General features: G+C 41.2%; 12 protein-coding genes. 8 read left to right on the forward strand and 4 right to left on the reverse strand.

The features are described 5' to 3' along the window. Window positions 1-243 precede the first annotated feature (243 nt). The 5 genes from U859_RS30425 (at window position 244) to U859_RS0113180 (ending at window position 12,599) form a co-directional block, all read left to right on the forward strand. Window positions 244-2,556 carry a DUF4962 domain-containing protein gene (locus U859_RS30425; protein ID WP_205314393.1) on the forward strand — a complete coding sequence of 771 codons (2,313 nt, stop codon included), beginning with the start codon at window positions 244-246 and terminating at the stop codon, window positions 2,554-2,556. Between the two features lie 21 nt (window positions 2,557-2,577). After that, window positions 2,578-2,922, forward strand: coding sequence for a hypothetical protein (locus tag U859_RS32195; protein WP_205314394.1), 345 nt, complete (start codon window positions 2,578-2,580; stop codon window positions 2,920-2,922). Between the two features lie 145 nt (window positions 2,923-3,067). Continuing rightward, the gene (locus U859_RS0113170) at window positions 3,068-7,198 is read left to right on the forward strand and encodes a hybrid sensor histidine kinase/response regulator transcription factor (protein WP_240183050.1); all 4,131 of its coding nucleotides are present in this window, start codon (window positions 3,068-3,070) and stop codon (window positions 7,196-7,198) included. Between the two features lie 651 nt (window positions 7,199-7,849). Then, window positions 7,850-10,834, forward strand: a complete 2,985-nt coding sequence (locus U859_RS0113175) for a SusC/RagA family TonB-linked outer membrane protein (protein ID WP_051584699.1) — start codon at window positions 7,850-7,852, stop codon at window positions 10,832-10,834. A gap of 4 nt (window positions 10,835-10,838) precedes the next feature. Then, the gene (locus tag U859_RS0113180) at window positions 10,839-12,599 is read left to right on the forward strand and encodes a RagB/SusD family nutrient uptake outer membrane protein (protein WP_025143831.1); all 1,761 of its coding nucleotides are present in this window, start codon (window positions 10,839-10,841) and stop codon (window positions 12,597-12,599) included. A 109-nt stretch (window positions 12,600-12,708) separates the two neighbouring features. Here the strand turns inward: U859_RS0113180 and U859_RS0113185 are convergent, their stop codons facing one another. Then, window positions 12,709-12,936, reverse strand: coding sequence for a cold shock domain-containing protein (locus tag U859_RS0113185; protein WP_025143832.1), 228 nt, complete (start codon window positions 12,934-12,936; stop codon window positions 12,709-12,711). Window positions 12,937-13,142: 206 nt separating this feature from the next. Beyond that, on the reverse strand, window positions 13,143-13,865 hold the full coding sequence (locus tag U859_RS0113190) for a class I SAM-dependent methyltransferase (RefSeq protein WP_025143833.1): 723 nt from the start codon (window positions 13,863-13,865) through the stop codon (window positions 13,143-13,145). 91 nt (window positions 13,866-13,956) lie between these two features. On the opposite strand from U859_RS0113190, the gene U859_RS0113195 reads away from it, so the two are divergent. The 3 genes from U859_RS0113195 (at window position 13,957) to U859_RS0113205 (ending at window position 16,727) form a co-directional block, all read left to right on the forward strand. Further along, window positions 13,957-14,805 carry a LysR family transcriptional regulator gene (locus tag U859_RS0113195; protein ID WP_029985739.1) on the forward strand — a complete coding sequence of 283 codons (849 nt, stop codon included), beginning with the start codon at window positions 13,957-13,959 and terminating at the stop codon, window positions 14,803-14,805. Between the two features lie 272 nt (window positions 14,806-15,077). After that, window positions 15,078-15,365, forward strand: a complete 288-nt coding sequence (locus U859_RS0113200) for a hypothetical protein (RefSeq protein ID WP_025143834.1) — start codon at window positions 15,078-15,080, stop codon at window positions 15,363-15,365. Window positions 15,366-15,689: 324 nt separating this feature from the next. Beyond that, a complete protein-coding gene (locus U859_RS0113205) occupies window positions 15,690-16,727 on the forward strand; it encodes a bestrophin family protein (RefSeq protein ID WP_025143835.1) in 1,038 nt (345 codons plus the stop codon). Between the two features lie 113 nt (window positions 16,728-16,840). Here U859_RS0113205 and U859_RS0113210 read toward each other — a convergent pair whose 3' ends face one another. Together U859_RS0113210 and U859_RS0113215 are read right to left on the reverse strand one after the other, a co-directional pair. Then, window positions 16,841-18,316, reverse strand: a complete 1,476-nt coding sequence (locus U859_RS0113210; protein ID WP_025143836.1) for a redoxin domain-containing protein — start codon at window positions 18,314-18,316, stop codon at window positions 16,841-16,843. Window positions 18,317-18,346: 30 nt separating this feature from the next. Beyond that, window positions 18,347-19,720, reverse strand: coding sequence for a RagB/SusD family nutrient uptake outer membrane protein (locus tag U859_RS0113215; RefSeq protein WP_025143837.1), 1,374 nt, complete (start codon window positions 19,718-19,720; stop codon window positions 18,347-18,349). Between the last annotated feature and the right edge of the window lie 8 nt (window positions 19,721-19,728).

Consider the following 19,728-nt stretch of genomic DNA (forward strand, 5'->3'; position numbering starts at 1 on the left):
ATCGGGAGAGGACTTGAAGCGAATAGCCCGACCCGCAGGGGCACGCCCGGATAAAAAGAGAAAAACCCACGGCGAGGGAAGTAAATTAAGGGTTTTTAACCACAGATATGCACAGATAAACACGGATTTTTATATCTGTTTGTATCCTTTTTATCTGTAGTTAATCATGATTACCTGCGCCGGAGCATTAACTTAATGACATTGGGCACGCCAAATAAAAAGAAAAGAACTGAACCACAAAGAATGAAGAAAATAATTATCCCAATCTTAACACTACTTTCACTAAATGTTGTAGCTCAACAGCAGCCTGGCGTGATCAGATTAACCGCCGACAAACTGCATGCACGGGTACGCGAATGGCCTTACCCAATAAATGGCATTACGGTGCCTACCAATGCGCCAGCTTTATTGTGGCCGGGTACCAATGGTAAAAATATGGTAACGCCAATGGAAAGCGGTAGCGAGGTACCCGAAGATCCGAATATTGGGAACGTGCGTTACAAGGTAGTATTGGCGAGTGATAAAGATTTTAAAAACGATTTAACAGAAAGCGAGGAGCAGCGTTGGGCGGTTTATCCTTTACACAAAGCCTTAAAACCCGGTAAATGGTATTGGAAGTATGGCTATGCGCTAAAAGGGGCAAAACAGTGGTCATGGTCGCCAACCTATAATTTTGTGGTGGATGGAAAATATGCCAGTGAAAAGGTATCACCACCCGTAAACGAGGTTTTAAAACGCAACCAGGGGGCACACCCGTTATTGTGGGATATGAATAGGATAGGGGATGATTTTTACCGCAATAACCTCGAAAATCCGGAAGCGAAAAAGTTTATTGCTTTTGCCGAAAAACTGATGAAAGAACCTTTGCCAACCGAAAAACCACAGCGGATTATTGACACCACGGGGAAAAATAACCGGGAAAAGAAAATTATCATCGAACGCATGTACCATGGTTTTGGCGATGCCGTGGGCACACCTGTGCGTAACCTTTGCATTGCTTATCAACTCACCAGAGACAAGCGTTTTATACTCGATGCTAAACGCAGGGCACTTAATATCGCCAAAATGGATCCTAACGGACTGGCCACAGGCGATGATTTTACAAGCGGAGCGGTATTGGAAGCCCTGGGCTGGTTTTACGATGCTGGTTATGCTTTTTTAGATCAGCAGGAGAAAGAACTGTTTAAAAACATCATTACCACCAGGGCTAAACGGGTTTACGACCATTTGCCCAACCGTTTCGAACTGCATGTAAGCGATAACCACGTATGGCAGATTACCCTGCGCAACTTAGCCATTGCTACGGTTGCGGTAGTGAACGAAGTACCCGAAGCCAAAGAATGGTTAACCTATATGTACGAAGTATGGTCGGCTCGTTTTCCGGTATTGGGTACAACCGACGGCGGCTGGCATGAGGGAAATGGTTATTTCAGGGTTAATTTTAAATCGATTATTTACCTTTCGCAAATGTTCGGCGATTTTAGCGGTGTAGATTATTTTAAATTGCCCTGGATGCAGAATTTACCTTATTATATGTTGTACACACACCCTAATAATGCCGCATCTACGGCTATTGGCGATATGTGGGAGAATATCCCTGACGTAGTAAAAGGCGAAGCATGGTTTGCTGATGCACTTACTTTCAGAATGAACAATCCTTACCTAAACTGGTATGTAAATGCAATAAAGACGAGCCATCCCGATTATTTCCGAGGAACAGATGATTACCTTTTATTCCGCCTGTTAAATTATAAACCAGACCGCAAATTGCCAGTTTTATCGCCCGAAAAACTGCCTAAAAGCCGCGATTTTGCTGATGTGGGTGTAGTAGCCATGCACGAGGATTTGGCAAATGCGGATAAAACCTTAAGCAGTTACCTGTTTAGCAGTCCATTTGGTTCATCAGGTCATGGGCATGCTTCGCAAAATGCTTTTACCATTAATTATAAAGGAAAGGTATTGTTTGGTGGAAGCGGCTATTACAGCAATTTTAGTGATAAACATAATTTATTGTATTACCGCAGTTCAAAAGCATATAACACCATTCTGGCCGATAGTTTAAACCAAAAAATTGGCGAAGAAGGTTATGGCTGGATTCCGAGGGCAATTACCGGACAGCACATTCAATACGCCCTGGGCGATGCCAGCAAGGCTTATGGCGAAATTAAAAGTGAATTTTGGCTGGATCGCTTTAAGCAGATCAATTTAGTGCCAAATAAGGCGAATGGTTATGGCGAAAGTGGTGTAACCCTGTACCGCAGGCATATGCTTCAATTAGAAGGTGGTTATATTTTATTATACGATGAATTGGAAGCCAACAAAGCTGTAAAATGGACCACACAATTCCATGCGCCATATTATACCATCGAAGCACAACCCACCAATAACACCAATGAACAGCATTTTGCCTTAAAAACAGATTTAGGCAATGTAAATGCCGCCGTATTTGCCAATAGCACTTTAGGCTTAAATGTGCACAACAAATTTTACGAAACTGCGGTGAACTGGAACAAGGTAACCAATGATGAAGGAAAAATTAAAGATTTTGTCGACTAATGGCATGCCGGCATTACCTCGTTGCCGGCACAAAAATTTAGGTTTTTTACCATCATTCAGGTTAAAGATGGCAAAACAGAAGTCATCAAAACGCTATCAGCTAAAAGCGGACTCACTCATTTACAGCTAGGTGATTGGGATATTCAGGTACAGCTGGATGGTAATAAAAAAGCGGTATTACAGGTTTTTGGCAAACTGGCTAATGCCTTGTTCAATTATGGCGATTTACCGGTCAGTTTTAATGGGCAGGCTTACAAACCCCAACTAACAGGTAGTTCTACCTTATTAGAAATGAAAGGAACAAAACTGGATAAACAGGAAGTAGTGGATAAATTACCGGATGTTGTCCTTTATGATAAAGAATAATTTAAACCAATTTTAAAATAAATGTAAATTATAGAGGATTTTTAGTGTAGTAATAGGCTGTTGGGAACCGTAATGCAATAAGCTTTAAGATTCCCGCCTGCGCGGGATCCGATAGCTATCGGATGACGACTGCAATATACTCGAGATGACAACGAAAATTATTAAATTTGAAAAACGTATGTTTCAAAAAACAACCCTAAAAATATTAAATATAACCAGCAGTAATTACCGCTGGCTGGCTGTTTTTGTAACCTTCACCTCCCTTATTTTTATTGGGAGCCATGCGCATGCGCAATTAGAAGAACGTTATTTTCGTAATATTTCGGTTGATAAAGGATTATCGCAAAGCACGGTTTTTTCCATTAAACAAGATACCTTGGGCTTTATCTGGATGGCCACACAGGACGGGCTTAACCGTTACGACAGCAAGGGTTTCAAAGTTTACCGTCCAGTAAAATCAGATCCTAAAAGTTTACAGTCTTACTATACCCGTACCCTTTTTATCGATCATAAAGGCAGTTTATGGGTAGGCGGAAACCAGGGCGTAAGCTGTTACAACTATACTACAGATGGCTTTACCAATTACAAACTGCCCCGTAGTCTTGGCGAATGGTATGTTTCTTCCATTACTGAAGATCCTCAGCATAATATATGGGTTACTTCTGTAGTAGGTGGTATTTTTAAACTGGCTGCGGGCGAATCGCAGTTTAAACAGGTTAATTACGACTCGTTTAATACCGGCATCAAAAGAGTTGTTTATATTGGTAGCTGGAAACAGACCATTTTAATCGGTACCGAAGTTGGGCTTTTTAAAATGACCGGCGCCAAAAACAAACTGGTTAAAATTGATTTAGGAACCGATAAACCGCCCATTAACGACGTGTATATCGATGGAGATGTGTTTTGGGTCGCTACTGAGGGGAAGGGGCTTATCCGGTATCATTTCGAGACCGGCGAAAAAAACGTTTTTCTACATTCGCCCGGTGTTAAAAGCATAGCAGATAACAATATCCGTTGCGTTGGAAAAGATACCGATGGGAATATCTGGCTTGGAACTTTTAAAGGTTTATCCATCTTAAACCTGAATAATAATACGTTAGAAAACTATTTTCACCAGGTTTCTCAACCTTATACCATCAGCCAGAATTCGGTCCGTTGTTTTTTTAAGGATAAACAGAATGGCATCTGGCTTGGAACTTTTTACGGTGGGGTTAATTATTACCATAAAAACGATATCAAATTTAACCTGCTCAGTCAGAATACAGGCCGGCTTTCGTTAAATGACGAAGTGGTCAGCGCGATTAAAGAAGACGCTAAAGGTAATTTTTGGATCGGGACCAATGATAAAGGCCTTAACTATTGGAACAGGGCCACCAATACCATCAGCTATTTTTCAAACAACGAAAATAACCCCAATAGCTTAAGTACAAACAACATTAAAGCCATCGCTTTTGATAACGATCAGAACCTTTTGGTGGGGACACATAACGGTGGATTGAACATCTTAAATCCGAATACAGGAAACGTAAAACGGTACCGCCATAACGAGAACGACCCCAACAGTATTGCCGGCGATCTCGTTTATGGCATCTTAAAAGATTATAAAAACAGGATCTGGATCGGTACACGTTCTGGCCTGGATGAGTTTAATCCAAAAAGTCAGACTTTTACACACATCCATTTAGACAGGGCTGGCAAAAGGCCAGGTTCTGATGATATCACTTATCTTTTTGAAGATACTAAACACCAGATATGGATTGGTTCGACCAACGGAATTACTCTTTTTTATCCGGATAATGTGCTGTTTGGCAATGATATCAATAGTCAGTTAAAAGAAGAAGTAATTACCTGCATTACAGAAGATAAAAAAGGCAGGATCTGGATCGGTTCGAGGGAAGGATTAATTTTGTATGATGAAAATGAGGAATCATTTATTACCTATAAAAACCAAAAGGATTTTATAAAAGGTACCATTTATGGTTTGCAGCCCGATAATGAAGGGAATATTTGGGTTTCTACCAATAGGGGCCTTATCCGTTTCAATCCGGATACCAAAACCTCGCAGGTTTTTGATGAATCAGATGGCCTGCAGAACAATCAGTTTAACGATTATGCTTTTTGCAAGGCAAAAGATGGAATGTTACTTTTCGGTGGGATAAAAGGCCTTTCTTATTTTTATCCATCAATGGTTAACCAGCAGCAGCTCAGCCTAAACCTTACTTTTACGGGCCTGGAGGTTTTTAATAAATCTGTTGCTGCGGGCGACGGGACCGATATTTTACAGGGATATATCGATCAGGTAGGCAAGCTGGAGCTTGGCACAGAGTTTAAACAGTTTAGTATCCTGTTCAATACCTTTAATTACATCTCGGCTAACCGCACCCAATATTATTATAAGTTGGAAGGGATTGATAACATTTGGCAGCAAACGAATGAACTTAAGGTGAGTTACAACAATCTCCCTTCGGGGAAGTACACTTTTCTAATTAAAGCAGTAGGTCCAAATGGAGAAATTAGCCCGGTTAGACGGTTAAAAATTGCAATTTTACCCCCCTGGTACCGTACTTTATGGTTTTACCTGGTGCTGTTTGTGGTGCTTGGTGTAGCTTCATACCTTGGCTATAAAATTATTGCCGAACGGATTAAAGCCCTGCAACAATTAAAGCTGGAGCGGATTGAAAAAGAGCGGGTGAGGGACATTAACCAGGTGAAGATGGATTTTTTCACCAACGTATCGCACGAGCTGAGGACGCCCTTAACGCTGATTTTGGCACCATTGGAAGAATTATTGAAGCTGCCGCAGGTAGATAAAAGCCTGAAAAAGAAATACGACCTAATGCTGATCAATGCCAAAAGGCTTTACAACCTGGTTGATCAGCTGTTCGAATTCAGGAAAACCGAAATGGGCACCCGGCAGCTTAAAGTAGATAAAAGTGACATTGTGAGCTTTGTACACGAGATTTACGAGTCATTTAGGCCGCTTTCAGAAAAAAACAACATCAGTTATACCTTTCATTCAACAGAGGCAAAACTTTCTTTCTATTTTGATAAAGATGCCATGGAGAAGATTTTGTTCAACCTCTTATCCAATGCATTTAAATACACTGTGGCCAACCAGAAAATCAATATCGAACTGATTAAACAGAACGATAACATTCTGATCAAGGTAGCCGACACGGGTGTTGGTATTGCTGAGCAGGATTTATCAAAAGTATTCGACCGGTTTTATCAGGTAAATAACCGCGAAATGAACCTAGGCTCTGGTGTGGGCTTGGCTTTTACCAAAAGTTTGGTAGAGCTGCATCATGGTCATATAACGGCACAAAGCGCAAAAGGACAGGGCAGTGTGTTTACGGTAACCATCCCCATTTCGGATGAAGTGTACCGCAATCATATCAACACCGAAACCAAAATGTACGAATTGTCCATTGTACCCGATCAGGCTGCTCCGGCAGAAGATATTGCGGTTTGGGAAGAGAATAAGTTAATACCAGATGAAGAAAATACCTCTGTAACCAAACTTTTGATTGTAGATGATAACGAAGAAATTATCGCTTACCTTCAGGAATATTTTAGCAAACTGTATCAGGTTGCCGTTGCCTATAATGGGCAAATGGCACTTGAAATGCTCGAAATAGAACAATACGATATCATTATCAGCGACGTGATGATGCCCGAACTGGATGGACTGCATTTTTGTAAACGCGTAAAACAAAATATCAATACCTCGCATATTCCTTTAATGCTGTTAACCGCCAGAAACGAAACCAGTCAGCAGATAAAGGGTTTGGAAATGGGCGCCGATGATTATATCACAAAGCCATTTTCTACCAGTTTATTGGCTGCCAAAGTGGCTAACCTGCTTCGCTCGCGAAAACGCTTAAAAGAGCATTATTCTACCAGAAAAGAAATGGTACCCGAAAATATTGCTTTTAATACCCTTGATGAAGAATTTTTAAAGCAGGCCATCGCCATCGTAGAAGAACACCTTGCAGATTCCGAATTTTCGGTTGATAAATTTAGCCGTGCAATAGGCATGAGCCGTTCTAACCTCTATTTAAAATTTAAAGCCATTACCGGCGAATCGGCAACCGATTTTATCAAGCGGATCCGTTTTAATAAAGCAGTAGAGCTGATGCAGAGCAAGCGTTATACTATTGCGCAAATTACGTATATGTGCGGCTTTAACTCGCCTTCGTACTTTTCTACTGCCTTTAAACAACACTATGGCTGTATGCCCAGCGAATACCTGGCACGAGCCGATGAAATCAAATAATAGGCTGTTTCTCGCTGATTAACATAGTATTAAGTCATTATCCTAATGATGTGTCTCGCCGATCATAAAAGTCGCTTTCTTACATCGTCATCGTTTGTATTATACGATGCGCACAATCACCATAAACCATAGTAGTAAGATTGCTTCATCCAATGAAAAATTGGCTTCGCAATGACGATCCATCTATACTAATCCTCATTACTTATTTTCTTTAGTAAAAAAACCACTAAAAATCCCCTCTTAATAACCGTCTAAGCCAAATTTGTTTTCATCCTTGGTCTGTGTCCTCACAGACCAATAAATCATGTTGTTTTTGAAATTTTTTCTTTAAAAAACAGATACCAACCAATTTTTCAACTGGCTTTTTAAAATTAATTTAACAGATTTTGCTATAACCCAAAAGCGATTTAATTCATTTTAATAATCTTATTATGAGGTATTTGAGCCATATTTATTTCGGGCTTATCGTATAAAATCGTCCCCTCAGATTTAACAATTTAATAATCTAAAAAGTTAATACTGCTTACATCAAAAGAACATCTTTGTGCGATTTCTATTAAAACGATTTCCCAAACCAAACACTTACGATTTATTATTATGCAAGGACTTTATTCTATTAAATTCCGGTTACCGCAGCATCTTTTCCAGAAGATGTTATTATCTGCGTTACTGATGGTTTCGGCATTTGCCGTTTCCGCGCAGCAAACCGGCCGCACGGTAAGCGGACGTGTTACCGACGAGACCAATCAGGCCCTTACAGGTGCCACAGTAAAAGAACAGAACAGCAGCAATGCGGTTTCTACCGACGCCAAGGGCGCTTTTAAACTGAACAATGTAAAAGGTAAAACCCTTGAGGTTTCTTTTATTGGTTACAAAACCAAACTGGTTCCTGCAAGTGGAGATGTAGTGAACGTCAGTCTCGAACCCGATGCCTCGATGATGGATGAGGTAATGGTGGTGGGCTACGGTAAACAGGCCAAGAAGGACGTTACCGGTGCGGTTACCCAACTCGATGCGGCAAACTTCAGGCAGGGTGTTGTTACCTCTGCCGATAACCTGTTACAGGGCAAGATTGCCGGTGTAAGGGTGGTGGCCAGCAGTGGTGAGCCTGGTGGTGGTGTGGATGTAACCATCCGCGGTACTGGTTCAATCCGCAGTGGCAGTACGCCACTCTTCGTGGTTGATGGAGTGCCTTTAACCAACGACGATGTGAGCCCGGGCGGCTCCAATGTGGGTTTTGGTTCATCAAAAGCCAAAAACCCTTTAAATTTCCTGAACACCAGCGATATCGAATCCATCTCGGTACTGAAAGATGCCTCTGCGGCAGCAATATACGGCGCCCGCGGTTCGAACGGTGTGGTAATTGTAACCACCAAAAAAGGCAAGTCGGGCCAGGGCAGTTTTACCTACGACTCTTACCTGGGCCTTTCAACTATTGCGCATAAGCTCGACCTGCTGAATGCCGACGAATACCGTGCGGCAATCAAAGACAAATCATTCGACCACGGCGGCAATACCGACTGGCAGGACGTGATTTACCGCCAGGCAAAAACTTTAAATAACTCGGTATCCTTCTCAAAGGCCACCAATACAGGCAACTACTATGTTTCGGCAGCGCAGATGGACCAGGAGGGTATCGTGAAAAACAGTGAGTTTAAACGTACCTCGGCCAGGATTAATGCATCTGAATCTTTTCTTGACGATAAACGCCTGAAGATCGGTATCAACCTAACCGGTAGCGAAACCCGCGATGACGGTGTACCTACCAGCGACGACGGCGGATCGAACGGGCAGCTGATCATCCAGGCACTAATGTCTAACCCGACCCGTTCGGTGTACGATAACAACGGCAACTTCACTAACTTCAATGCCAACGCGCACTATAACCCGGCTTATCTGCTGGATATTTACCGCGATCGTACCCGCACTTTAAGGGTATTGGGTAATATGGATGTATCCTTCAGGATCGTAAAAGGATTAGAGTACAAGTTCAATTTAGGCCTCGACCGTTCGGTTGGCGAGCGTAATACCACCATTTTCCCCAACATAACAGATCTTAATCCAACTGGAAGATATGTACAGACCAACCTCGATTCGAAGAGTACTTTGATGGAGCACTACCTGAACTATAACCTGCTTGCAGGTAAACACAAAATTGATGCTGTTGCTGGTTTCTCCTATCAAAAATTTGAAAGGGGAGGTACTGGTTTTAGTATGATTGGTTTAGCCAGCAAGAATACCGGTGTTCTGCCTGAGAATAATCCGGGTTATGCCGGTACACAAAATGGTGTAACGGGTTTTGCACAGATTAACGAGTTGCAATCGTATTTCTCGAGGGTGAATTATGCCTACGACAATAAATACCTTTTTACCGCATCGGTACGTGCTGATGGTTCGACTCGTTTCGGCGAAAACAACAAATACGGTTACTTTCCTTCATTCGCGCTGGGCTGGAACATTGCCCAGGAAGATTTCCTGAAGACAATTCCTGTTGTAAACGAACTGAAACTGAGGGCAAGCTGGGGCCAAACCGGTAATCAGGAGGTACAGAACAAACTTACCAAGGCCAGTTATGCACTCTCGCCTGCTCAAGGTTACTACCTCAACAACGATCTTACATTGGTAAATGGTATCAATGTGATCAGGACACCAAATCCTGATCTGAAATGGGAGGTGGTTACGCAATATAATGTGGGACTTGACTTTGAACTTTTTAAAGGCAAACTTTACGGTACGCTTGACTATTTCAACAAAACCACAACCGATGCCATTCTCAACATTCCCGCACCGGTGCTAAGCCCTACAAATGATATCTGGGTAAACCTTGATGGAAATTATGGTGGTAAGATCGTGAACAAGGGTTTTGAATTTATGCTTGGCTCAAAACTGATCAGTAATGGTAAATTTAACTGGAGTGTTGATGTAAACGGTGCTACGCTCAACAACAAGGTAAAAGACCTTCCCATTTCGGAGATCACTTCGGGTACCATTTCGGGTCCGGGCCTTTCGGGCGTAACAGCCAATATCTATAGGAATGGCTATGCCGCCGGCTCTTTCTACATGTGGGAGCATATTGGCTTCGATAGCAAAGGCAACAATATCTTTAGAGACGTGAACGGCGATGGGGTGATCGACAACAATGATAAGGTGGTTTTTCAAGGCGCCATTCCTACTTTTACCTACGGACTGAACAGCCAGATGACCTATGGGAACTTCGACTTCTCATTCTCGATTATCGGGCAAAAGGGTGGTTATCTCGTGAATAACACAGGGCTGAACGCACTGAACATCAATAATCTTGCATCAGACAGGAACGTGTCAAAACATTATTTCGACATGGGCGCCAATCCGGCCAACCCGCCACAACTGTCGTCGCTGTACCTGGAGAAATCCGATTTCATCAGACTGAACTCGGTACGCCTGGGTTATAACATCAAAGTGAAACAGCTGAGCTGGTTACAGGGGCTGGGCCTTTATGTTACCGGACAGAACCTGTTCACCATTACCAATTACAGCGGTTACGATCCATTGATCAACAGCCCGAAGGCAGTGAATGGTAACCAGTCGATTGGTATCGATTATACCAGTTACCCAACAGCACGTACAATTATCTTTGGTGCCACCTTAAAATTATAACAAAATGAAAAGCTATTACATATTCAATATAAAAAACATTATGCTGCTTGCTACTGCGCTCGTTTTTACTGGCTGTACCAAGCTCGACGAAAAAGTGCTTGATGAAGTACTGGGCAGTAGTGCTTCCAACCCTGCAGGCGCACTAACAGCGGCATATAGCCGTTTGGGAGAAGGTACCTTTGTAGATCATGGTGCAGTTTTTTCATTACAGGAATATACTACCGACGAGGCTATTTTGCCCACACGCGGGAGTGATTGGGGTGACGGGGGCAAATGGCGCTCGATGCACGAGTTTACCTGGGCGCCCAATAATCCAATCGTTACCGATAACTGGAACATGTTAACTAACGGGATCACCAGATCATTAACAGCGATCAAGGAGGTAACCAATAGCAGTATCCCGCAAAAGACGCTTTACCTTGCCGAGGCAAAAGGTTTATTGGCCTTTTATACCTATACCACACTCGATCTTTTCGGGCAGGCGCCTTACCGCGACCCGATGGATGAGAAAGCTCCATTGGAGATGAAACAGGGTGCCACGGCGATTGATGAACTCATTCTGCAGGTAGAAGCCCTGATTCCCAATCTTGCCCCTCTTGGTGAGCAATCTACCCATAACGGCAGGTTTACCAAAGAGGCTGCCTACGGTTTGTTGGCAAACATGTACCTTAACCGTGCGGTTTTTAAAGACCGTTATGCGGCAAGTTTCAACTTCAACGAAAAATCAGTAAATACGGCCGAAACGGATATGGATAAGGTGATCAGTTATACCTCGTTATTAATCAACTCGGGTAAATTCAGCTTGCTGAGCAACTATTTCGACAACTTTGCGATCAAGAACTCTGGCGGCAAGGAGCTGATTTTTGTGGTGGTACAGAAGATCGATTACCTGCGTAATGGCTCGAACTCCTTCGCTTATGTTTGCGTGGAGCGTAATCAAAAACCTTCGCCGGCCAACAGGGGTACCAATGCCGCCTGTATCAGTCCGCAGTTTTATGCCAGCTGGGACGGCAACCACGACGACCCTAGGTTTACACAGAAATACCAGTATGCCGACGGTACCTGGTTCACCAACGATGGCCCGGGAAGTGTACCGGCCACCGATATCGTGCCGAAGAGCAACAACCTGCCCTGGTTCCACTTCAACAGAGGGATTATGGTGGGCCAACAATATGGGCCAAAGCTAACCACTGGAGGTGGTTTTGAAATGACTGCCGATGGCAGGATCAAGGTTTCGGAACTGGTAATGGAGAAAAGCACTTCTACAAAGATGGATTTTACACCAGAACTTAACTTCTCTAATCCAACACAGGCGGTGTTTGCACAGAACGAGATCAACCGCGGTGCACGCTGTTTTAAATACGAGTTCGACCCCGAGCTGGATAACGGAACAAGCAATGTAGATATTCCGCTGATCCGTTTGGGTGCCATTTACACCATGCGTGCCGAGGCCTATTTTCGCAAGGGGATGGTAGCAGAGGCAATGGCCGATATTAACATGTTACGTACTTCAAGAAAACGTGAAGCTTATTACGGCAGCACTGCTGGTACACCGATCACCTCGCTCAACGAGGCCACATTATATAAGGAAATTGCTTATGAAACGTATTGGGAACTGTTAAGACGCCCGCAAATGATCCGTTTCGGGAAATATGAACTGCCTTTTAGTGCCAAACCGACCACTCAACCCTTCAGGAGGATTTTTCCGATCCCGCAGGCAACGCTTGATGTAACCAAATCAATTAAGCAGAACCAGGGGTATTAATAAGGTTAAGTCTTTTTGACCAATCCTTAAATAAGGAAACATTTAATTTTAAACAGTAGTAAGCATCAGCTTGCTACTGTTTTTTGTTTTTGTAGTATGAATTAATGTTTTACTGTTGCATACCAGATAGGTTCATCTCCTTTCTTTTAAACATTTGTTGGACATCAGAAGCAACCAGGCCATCAGACCCGAGAATAATCTGGAAATTTACCAGATCCCCGGCGTTGATATCACTTTGTATAAGCTCAAGATCAAAAAAAATGTCCTGCCCATTTTCATCTTCGATAAAACCTTTTCCTAAAAACGGATCAATATGTGTAATAACACCTTTTCTCATAACTAACTTGTTTGATAAGTAAACACGATAAATGTTAATGTGAATATAACAAGTTTGTTACATTTGTACAAAGGTTTATTCTGTTTTAAATTTTCTTCATGATTAATTCATGTTCCGTGGCAGAATGTAGTAAAAAGCATATACAAGAATTAGAATTCTTTAATCTATCAAAGATATTCTTTTGCAGTGAGCGCGTTAATCACCCACTATTTTATCGCACCAAACGCTGCGAAATATGAATTTTTATGCAGAATCTCCGTAACCTTAAATCCTACTTTTTGCAACAGCGCCAACTGGTAATTTAAAGAACGTGGTGTATCCTCGTATGCAATATAATCGAATACCTTTTGTTTATATTCAGGGCCGCCAAGTGTTTCCAAATAAGCACCATAGTGATCCTGAAAAAGCTGGTCAATCAAAGGCGAATCATGTGCTATCAGGTCCGAAATCCAGATGCTGCCCCCAGGTTTTAAAGCCTTATAAACTTTTGTAAATACGAGTTCCCAATCTGCATCTGTACGTAAATGATGAAAAGTTGCAGCCGCAAATATAATATCGAAATGATTATCCGTTAGCTCCAGGTTGCGCATATCATCCTGTATAATCGTTATTTCTCCGTTGGTTTGTGTCGAAACGCGTTTTTTTGCACGTTCAAGCATCGGCAAGCTAAGATCATTTAATGTGCAGTTAAGGTCTGGAATTTTGCTCAACATTTTTAAGGTGTAATTGCCTGCTCCACAACCAATATCTAACAGTTCTTTGGCGTTTGGGTTAATGTATTTTGCTGCAGCGGTGCAAAGCTCCATGGCTAGGGGTGCATCAATAGTGGTCTGCTGACCGCTTTCGAGGTTTGAAAAACGTTCTACATCATGATCAAACCTGGCTTTAATTTCTTCATTTGTTGCTTTCTGCGAATAATCTGTATCCATATTTTATTTTTTTTGATAAAGTTAAGCTTGTTGATCATATTTGTAAAATATCAATTTTTGCATATATTGATACTTATTAAGTATTATAATTATGGAACTCAGACATCTCTTATATTTTAAAACCGTAGCAGAAGAGCTTCATTTTACCAAAGCGGCAAGCAAACTTTTTATTTCACAACCACCTTTAAGCCGGCAGATTAAAGAACTCGAAGAAGAACTTCAGGTACAGTTATTTCAACGCAGTAACAAACAGGTAACCTTAACCGATGCCGGGAAATACTTTAAGGCTGAGGTGGATGCCTTATTTGCCAAACTCGAAGAAAGCAAAGAAGTGCTGCGTAAAATACATGATGGGGTAAGCGGCGAATTAAAAATCGGTTACATCAGTTCTGTTTATCAATCGCACCTTGCCGAAATTTTAAAGTCAATGCAAAAAGAATTCCCTTATCTAAAAACCAGTTTGTTCGAGGTACCCACACTTACGCAGATCAAAGAACTGGAGGAGGGGAGACTTGATGTTGGCATTTTACGGGCACCCGTACTATCCGAAAAATTAAAAGTAGAATCTTTGTTTTTTGATCCCTTTGTGGTGGTGATTCCTTATACAGATCAGCAGTTTTCGAAAGAAGCATTTGCCAATTTTTTAAAAAAGAGTCCATTTATCTTTTTTAATAAGGATTTTGCTCCGCAGTACAATCAAAAACTGATCGAAATTTGCCAAAGAATGGGTTTTACACCTGATATTACCCATGAAGCCAATAATGTGCATTCGATATTACAACTGGTAGAAGCAGGACTGGGCGTATCGATCTTACCTTCATCGTTAAAAGAGCAATATGCACAATTGAAAGTATCTTTTATCACACTTAATGATATTCCTGTGAATACAGAAGTGGTGCTGGCTTATAAAGAATCCAATAAAAATCCTGCGTTAGAGTGATTTATCGGGCATTATAGGGAAAACAGGTTTTAGATTGATCCATGATAACCAATTTACTAGAAAGGTCGTCATCCGATAGCTATCGGATCTCGCGTAGGCGGGAATCTTAAAACTATTGTATTAAGATTATTCACAAGTTTTCATTATTTCAAAGGTATTCATGAAGATTGCATAGTTCCCAATCAACCTGGGAGCTATCGGGTTGGGAATGACGATTTCCCGTGATTATATGACTTGATTCACAAATCCTAATCCCTTAATTTAGCGCTTCCATGAAAAATATAATAGAATTTAGAGCATCCCTCAGTTCATCACATCCTGACGCCAATCTTTCGGTTCAATTGAAAGCACTTTGGTATGATGGCAAAGGAGATTGGCACAAAGCCCATCAACAGGTCGACCATTTAAACGACCGTGCCTCTGCGCAAGTTCATGCATACCTTCACCGCAAAGAAGGCGATCTCTGGAACGCTGGCTACTGGTATAACAGGGCAGAAGAGCAAATGCCAAGTTTCACGCTCGAAGAGGAGTGGGAAAAGCTGGTATTAAAGTTCTTATAGTTCAAAATATTCTTTTCTTACTCCATTTGCTTTCCACTATAAAGCTTTTTACTTAACATGAAGTCTGGGCATTAAATTTTCTGAAAGATTTCTTCATTCATCTTTAAGTGTTTTTACTATAGCACAAATGATCTTTATGGAGCGATTTACAGCATTTATAGCACATTTATGCCTGCTTAACTATTCTCTATTTCGATAAAATACGATTAACCTATTTTTAGTACTGCAAATATTCGGATAAAAATGAATGCGGATTCCCGGCCTGCAAAAAGCTTTGGATACGTTTCTTACTAGTTTGAATAAATACAAAGAAGCGGATAGGTTATGTATATTAATAAAAATTTTAATTTCCGGGGATTGATGGAATTCGCCGGCCGACACCTGATTTGGCTGGCTTTATGGTCGGGTATTGCCGTATTTATGTATAAATACCTGCATATAAAATGGGTCGCTATTCCATTATCATCAGTAGCCATTGTAGGTACTGCTGTTGCTTTTTATATTGGTTTCAAGAATAACCAGGCTTACGACCGGCTTTGGGAAGCGCGTAAAATATGGGGTTCTATAGTAAATGGCAGCAGGGCATGGGGAGCAAACCTGCGGGCTTATGTTGGCAACCAGTTTCGTAAGGAGGCGTTATCGGAGCCGGAAATAAACGATATCGTAAAAACGCTTGTGTACCGTCACATCGCCTGGCTTTACGAATTACGTAGTGAGCTTTTGGCACCAACTTCGTGGGAACATATTAACCAGAGTGTGCAAATCGCCAAGCTTACCAGGCGGCGGATACAGAATCATGGTATTGGCTTATTGGAGGGAGAGTATGATGAAAACCAGTTAAGCATACACCTGCAGGCCGGAGAGTACGACGATTTGATTAAATGTACCAACATAGCCACGCAGATTATAGATAGACAATCTCAACAGCTGAAACAGTTAAGAGCGCAGGATCTGATTGACGATTTTCGCCAAATAGAGCTGCAAAAAATCCTGAACGATTTTTTTGAGCAGCAGGGTAAGGCCGAGCGCATTAAAAAATTTCCATTGCCCCGTCAGTACGGGAGTGCTAGTTTGCTGTTTCTATCCATTTTTATTTTTCTGCTGCCCTTTGGTCTGGTAGCAGAGTTTGATAGGCTGGGTGCCTATGGAACCTGGCTGGCTGTACCGGTAATTACCCTTATTGGCTGGCTCTTTGTGATGATGGAGCTGGTTGGTGATTATTCCGAAAACCCTTTTGAAGGACTCCCAAATGATATTCCCATGCTTTCATTGTGCCGTACCATCGAAATTGATCTCAAAGAAATGATTAAAGATCAGGATATACCATTGCCTATTAAGCCCAAAAAGGGCGTGTTGATGTAAAGGTCGATTTTGCTTAAAGGAATCAGTATGCTCGGTCTCATTAAAACAAAAAATCGCATTTAGCAAACTTAAATTTAGCGCTAAATGCGATTAAGAAAGATTGTAGTTTGGTATTATCCTTTTCTGGCCATATCAATCATCATCGATATTTCATCTACAGCAGCTTCGTTACTGCCATCGAAGCCCATTAAATTGAATCTGATATTTCCCTGAGGATCAATTACAAATTTTGAAGGAATTCCATTCACTTTATAATCACTCACCACTTTGTTTATTTTCGTTTCAGGATCTTTGGTATCCATTAACACTTCGAATTTATAATTTTGAGATTTGATGTAATCACCTGCATCCTTGATTGGTGTAGCTGTTTTTTCCCAGGTATGAATAAACAGGAATTTTACAGTTGGATCATCTTTATATTTATTTACAGCCATTTGCATAGCAGGAAAAGAGGCTTTGCACGGACCGCACCAGGTGGCCCAGAAATCTAAGATTACTGTTTTTCCTTTTAAACTGCTTAAGGTAACCTGTTTGCCATCCAGGTCAGTTAAAGTGAAATCTATCGCTTGTTTTTTAACCATTTCCTTATTTAATTTTTGCTGAAGATTGGCGATGATACCCTTTCTGATTTCTGCTGCATATTGGTCGAAACCGGCATCGCTGCCTTTCACCTTTATATAAAGTGTTTTAAAGGTTGCACTCATTTCATCATTGGCCTTGCCTGATTTTACGGCTTCCTCCAATTTGGCATAAGCTTCCTGGTTTCTGTTTAAGGCCATCAAAATTTTGGCATATTGGAAATTAGACCTTGGTGATGCTGTTTTTGGATTAGTAGATGCTAACGCTGCATACTTTAATGCCTCATTGTAGTTTTTTTGTTCGAAAAGAATGCCTGCATACGTCATGGTTAAACCTGGATAGCCTGAAGCTGCAAATTTTGATGAATTTTCATCCGGTAATTTTCCGTCATAATAAACTTTAGCGCTTTCCATTGCTTTTTTATAGTAAATAGAAGCATTTTTCAGATCCCCGTTTTTGTAAAAAGTTTCTGCTAAACTTCCGTAGCCATTTCCTTTCCAAAAATCTACCTGAAGCTTGTTCGCATATTCAATGGCCTTTGCAGTATTTTTTTTCTCGGCATATCCGTTTGCAATTGAATTTACTACGTAATCATAAACGATTAAATCTTCACCACCATCTTTATTTGGTGGAAATTTTTTAACCCATTTCTGATATGCTTTTTCTTTTTCTTCAACAGTTTTGAGTGGGTAAATTTCATCGCTGGCCACTTTACTTCTTGCCCTTGATCCTGTTGGGAATTTTACAACTTCGTTTTCCAATAAAGAATCGGTAGCCTTTTGGTTTTTTAAGCGGTAATAGTAGTTAATGGCAATATCCATTTCCTTTTCGCTATTCGAAGCCGCAAGTGTTTTAAGCTTTGCATTTAAGAGTTCCCTGTCTGTAGGATTTGTTGACGCAATTAATTTATCTAAATATAATTTAGTGGTATCTGCCGGTTTGGTTTGTGCCATTAATTGCCCTGATGCTACGATCAGTGCAAATGTTCCGATGATTTGTAATGCTTTCATTTTACTTAATTAAGTTTATTGTCGGTCTAATTAATTATAGCCTGGGTTTTGTGTCAAATTGGTATTGATGATGATTTGGGCCTGTGGAATCGGATATAAAGCTGAAGTTGTTTTCCAGGTAGTCGGTCTTAAAGCACCCAGAACAGCATTGGCACGATCCGTTCTTTTTAAATCGAACCAGCGGTGTCCCCATTCGCCAAATAATTCTACCTTTCGCTCCTGTTCGATAGCTGTTAACATTTGCGGCTGTGTTAAAGTTGTACTCACACCTGTTAAGCCAGCGCGGGTTCTCACGGCATCTAAATCCGTTTTTGCACCGGTAAGGTTGTTTTGTTGCGCCCTTGCTTCAGCACGGATTAAATATTGTTCTGCAAATCTTAAAGCCACATTGTATTCATTTCCGGTTCCCGAAGCTACTTTGTACTTTGTAATGCCATAATAAGTTTTGCCGGCAATGGTTTTAGGCGTTACCCAGTTTGTTCTTCGTAAATCTGTAGTGCTTTCGAAGCTTAAATAAGTGGCATCCGCCAGAGAAAATACAGGAATAGATGTTGCAGTTGTAACATAATTGGCACCAAAGGTAGAAAACCCATTTATAGTAGCAATTTGCCAGATAATTTCATTACTGTTATTAACAAATGATATATCCGGACTTGGCAAACTATAAACGCCTGAGCCAATTACCTGGGTAGCTTGTATTTCAGCATTGGCATAATCTTTTTGATAAAGATAAACACGGGCTAAAAGTGCTGCTGCTGCATATTTGTTAATTCTACCTCTAAACGTTCCAACATAAGCAGTTGGTAATAGTGTTTGAGCTTCGGCTAAATCTTTGATGATTTGTGCATAAATCTGAGCAGACGGGGTGCGTGGAAGTGTTGCATTCTCGAAAGCAGCATAATCATCTTTTAATGGTAAAGGAATATCTCCATAAAGGTTTACCAAATAAAAGTAAGCGTAAGCCCTCATAAACTTAGCCTCACCCAGGAGCTGATTTTTTACCGAAGGTGTTAAGGTTGTTGAAGCGCTGATACCACTAATCGCGTTGTTTGTGTTTTTGATCAGACCGTAGGTGTTTGCCCAAACATTGCTAACAGAACTATTAGTTGTGGTTAGGGCGTTATTTACAAACTCTTGATAAGCAGCATCAACACCGTTATACTGAAGATCATCGGCAGAAATACCAGAGAAAAAACTAAAATTGCCTATGCTTGATGTGGTCACATTGTTTGAATAAAGTCCTAACACAACACTTTGTGCTGTGGCGTCAGTTTTGAAAGCATCTTCGAACAAAATCTGTGTAGGAGGCGCTCCTAACTCTACAAACTTTTTGCATGATGAAACAGCTAAGGCCACTCCAAGGATCAATATTTTATAAATAGAATTTTTATATACTTTTTTCATGTTTTTTA

Origin of the sequence: Pedobacter jeongneungensis (genome assembly GCF_000633455.1) — a bacterium.
GTDB classification, from domain to species: Bacteria; Bacteroidota; Bacteroidia; order Sphingobacteriales; family Sphingobacteriaceae; genus Pedobacter; species Pedobacter jeongneungensis_A.

Coding starts and splice junctions, on each gene's coding strand:
- U859_RS0113215 (WP_025143837.1), bottom strand. CDS start 19,720: ATGAAAAAAGTATATAAAAATTCTATTTATAAAATATTGATCCTTGGA.
- U859_RS0113205 (WP_025143835.1), top strand. CDS start 15,690: ATGTATATTAATAAAAATTTTAATTTCCGGGGATTGATGGAATTCGCC.
- U859_RS0113200 (WP_025143834.1), top strand. CDS start 15,078: ATGAAAAATATAATAGAATTTAGAGCATCCCTCAGTTCATCACATCCT.
- U859_RS0113185 (WP_025143832.1), bottom strand. CDS start 12,936: ATGAGAAAAGGTGTTATTACACATATTGATCCGTTTTTAGGAAAAGGT.
- U859_RS0113195 (WP_029985739.1), top strand. CDS start 13,957: ATGGAACTCAGACATCTCTTATATTTTAAAACCGTAGCAGAAGAGCTT.
- U859_RS0113190 (WP_025143833.1), bottom strand. CDS start 13,865: ATGGATACAGATTATTCGCAGAAAGCAACAAATGAAGAAATTAAAGCC.
- U859_RS0113170 (WP_240183050.1), top strand. CDS start 3,068: ATGACAACGAAAATTATTAAATTTGAAAAACGTATGTTTCAAAAAACA.
- U859_RS0113210 (WP_025143836.1), bottom strand. CDS start 18,316: ATGAAAGCATTACAAATCATCGGAACATTTGCACTGATCGTAGCATCA.
- U859_RS30425 (WP_205314393.1), top strand. CDS start 244: ATGAAGAAAATAATTATCCCAATCTTAACACTACTTTCACTAAATGTT.
- U859_RS0113180 (WP_025143831.1), top strand. CDS start 10,839: ATGAAAAGCTATTACATATTCAATATAAAAAACATTATGCTGCTTGCT.
- U859_RS0113175 (WP_051584699.1), top strand. CDS start 7,850: ATGTTATTATCTGCGTTACTGATGGTTTCGGCATTTGCCGTTTCCGCG.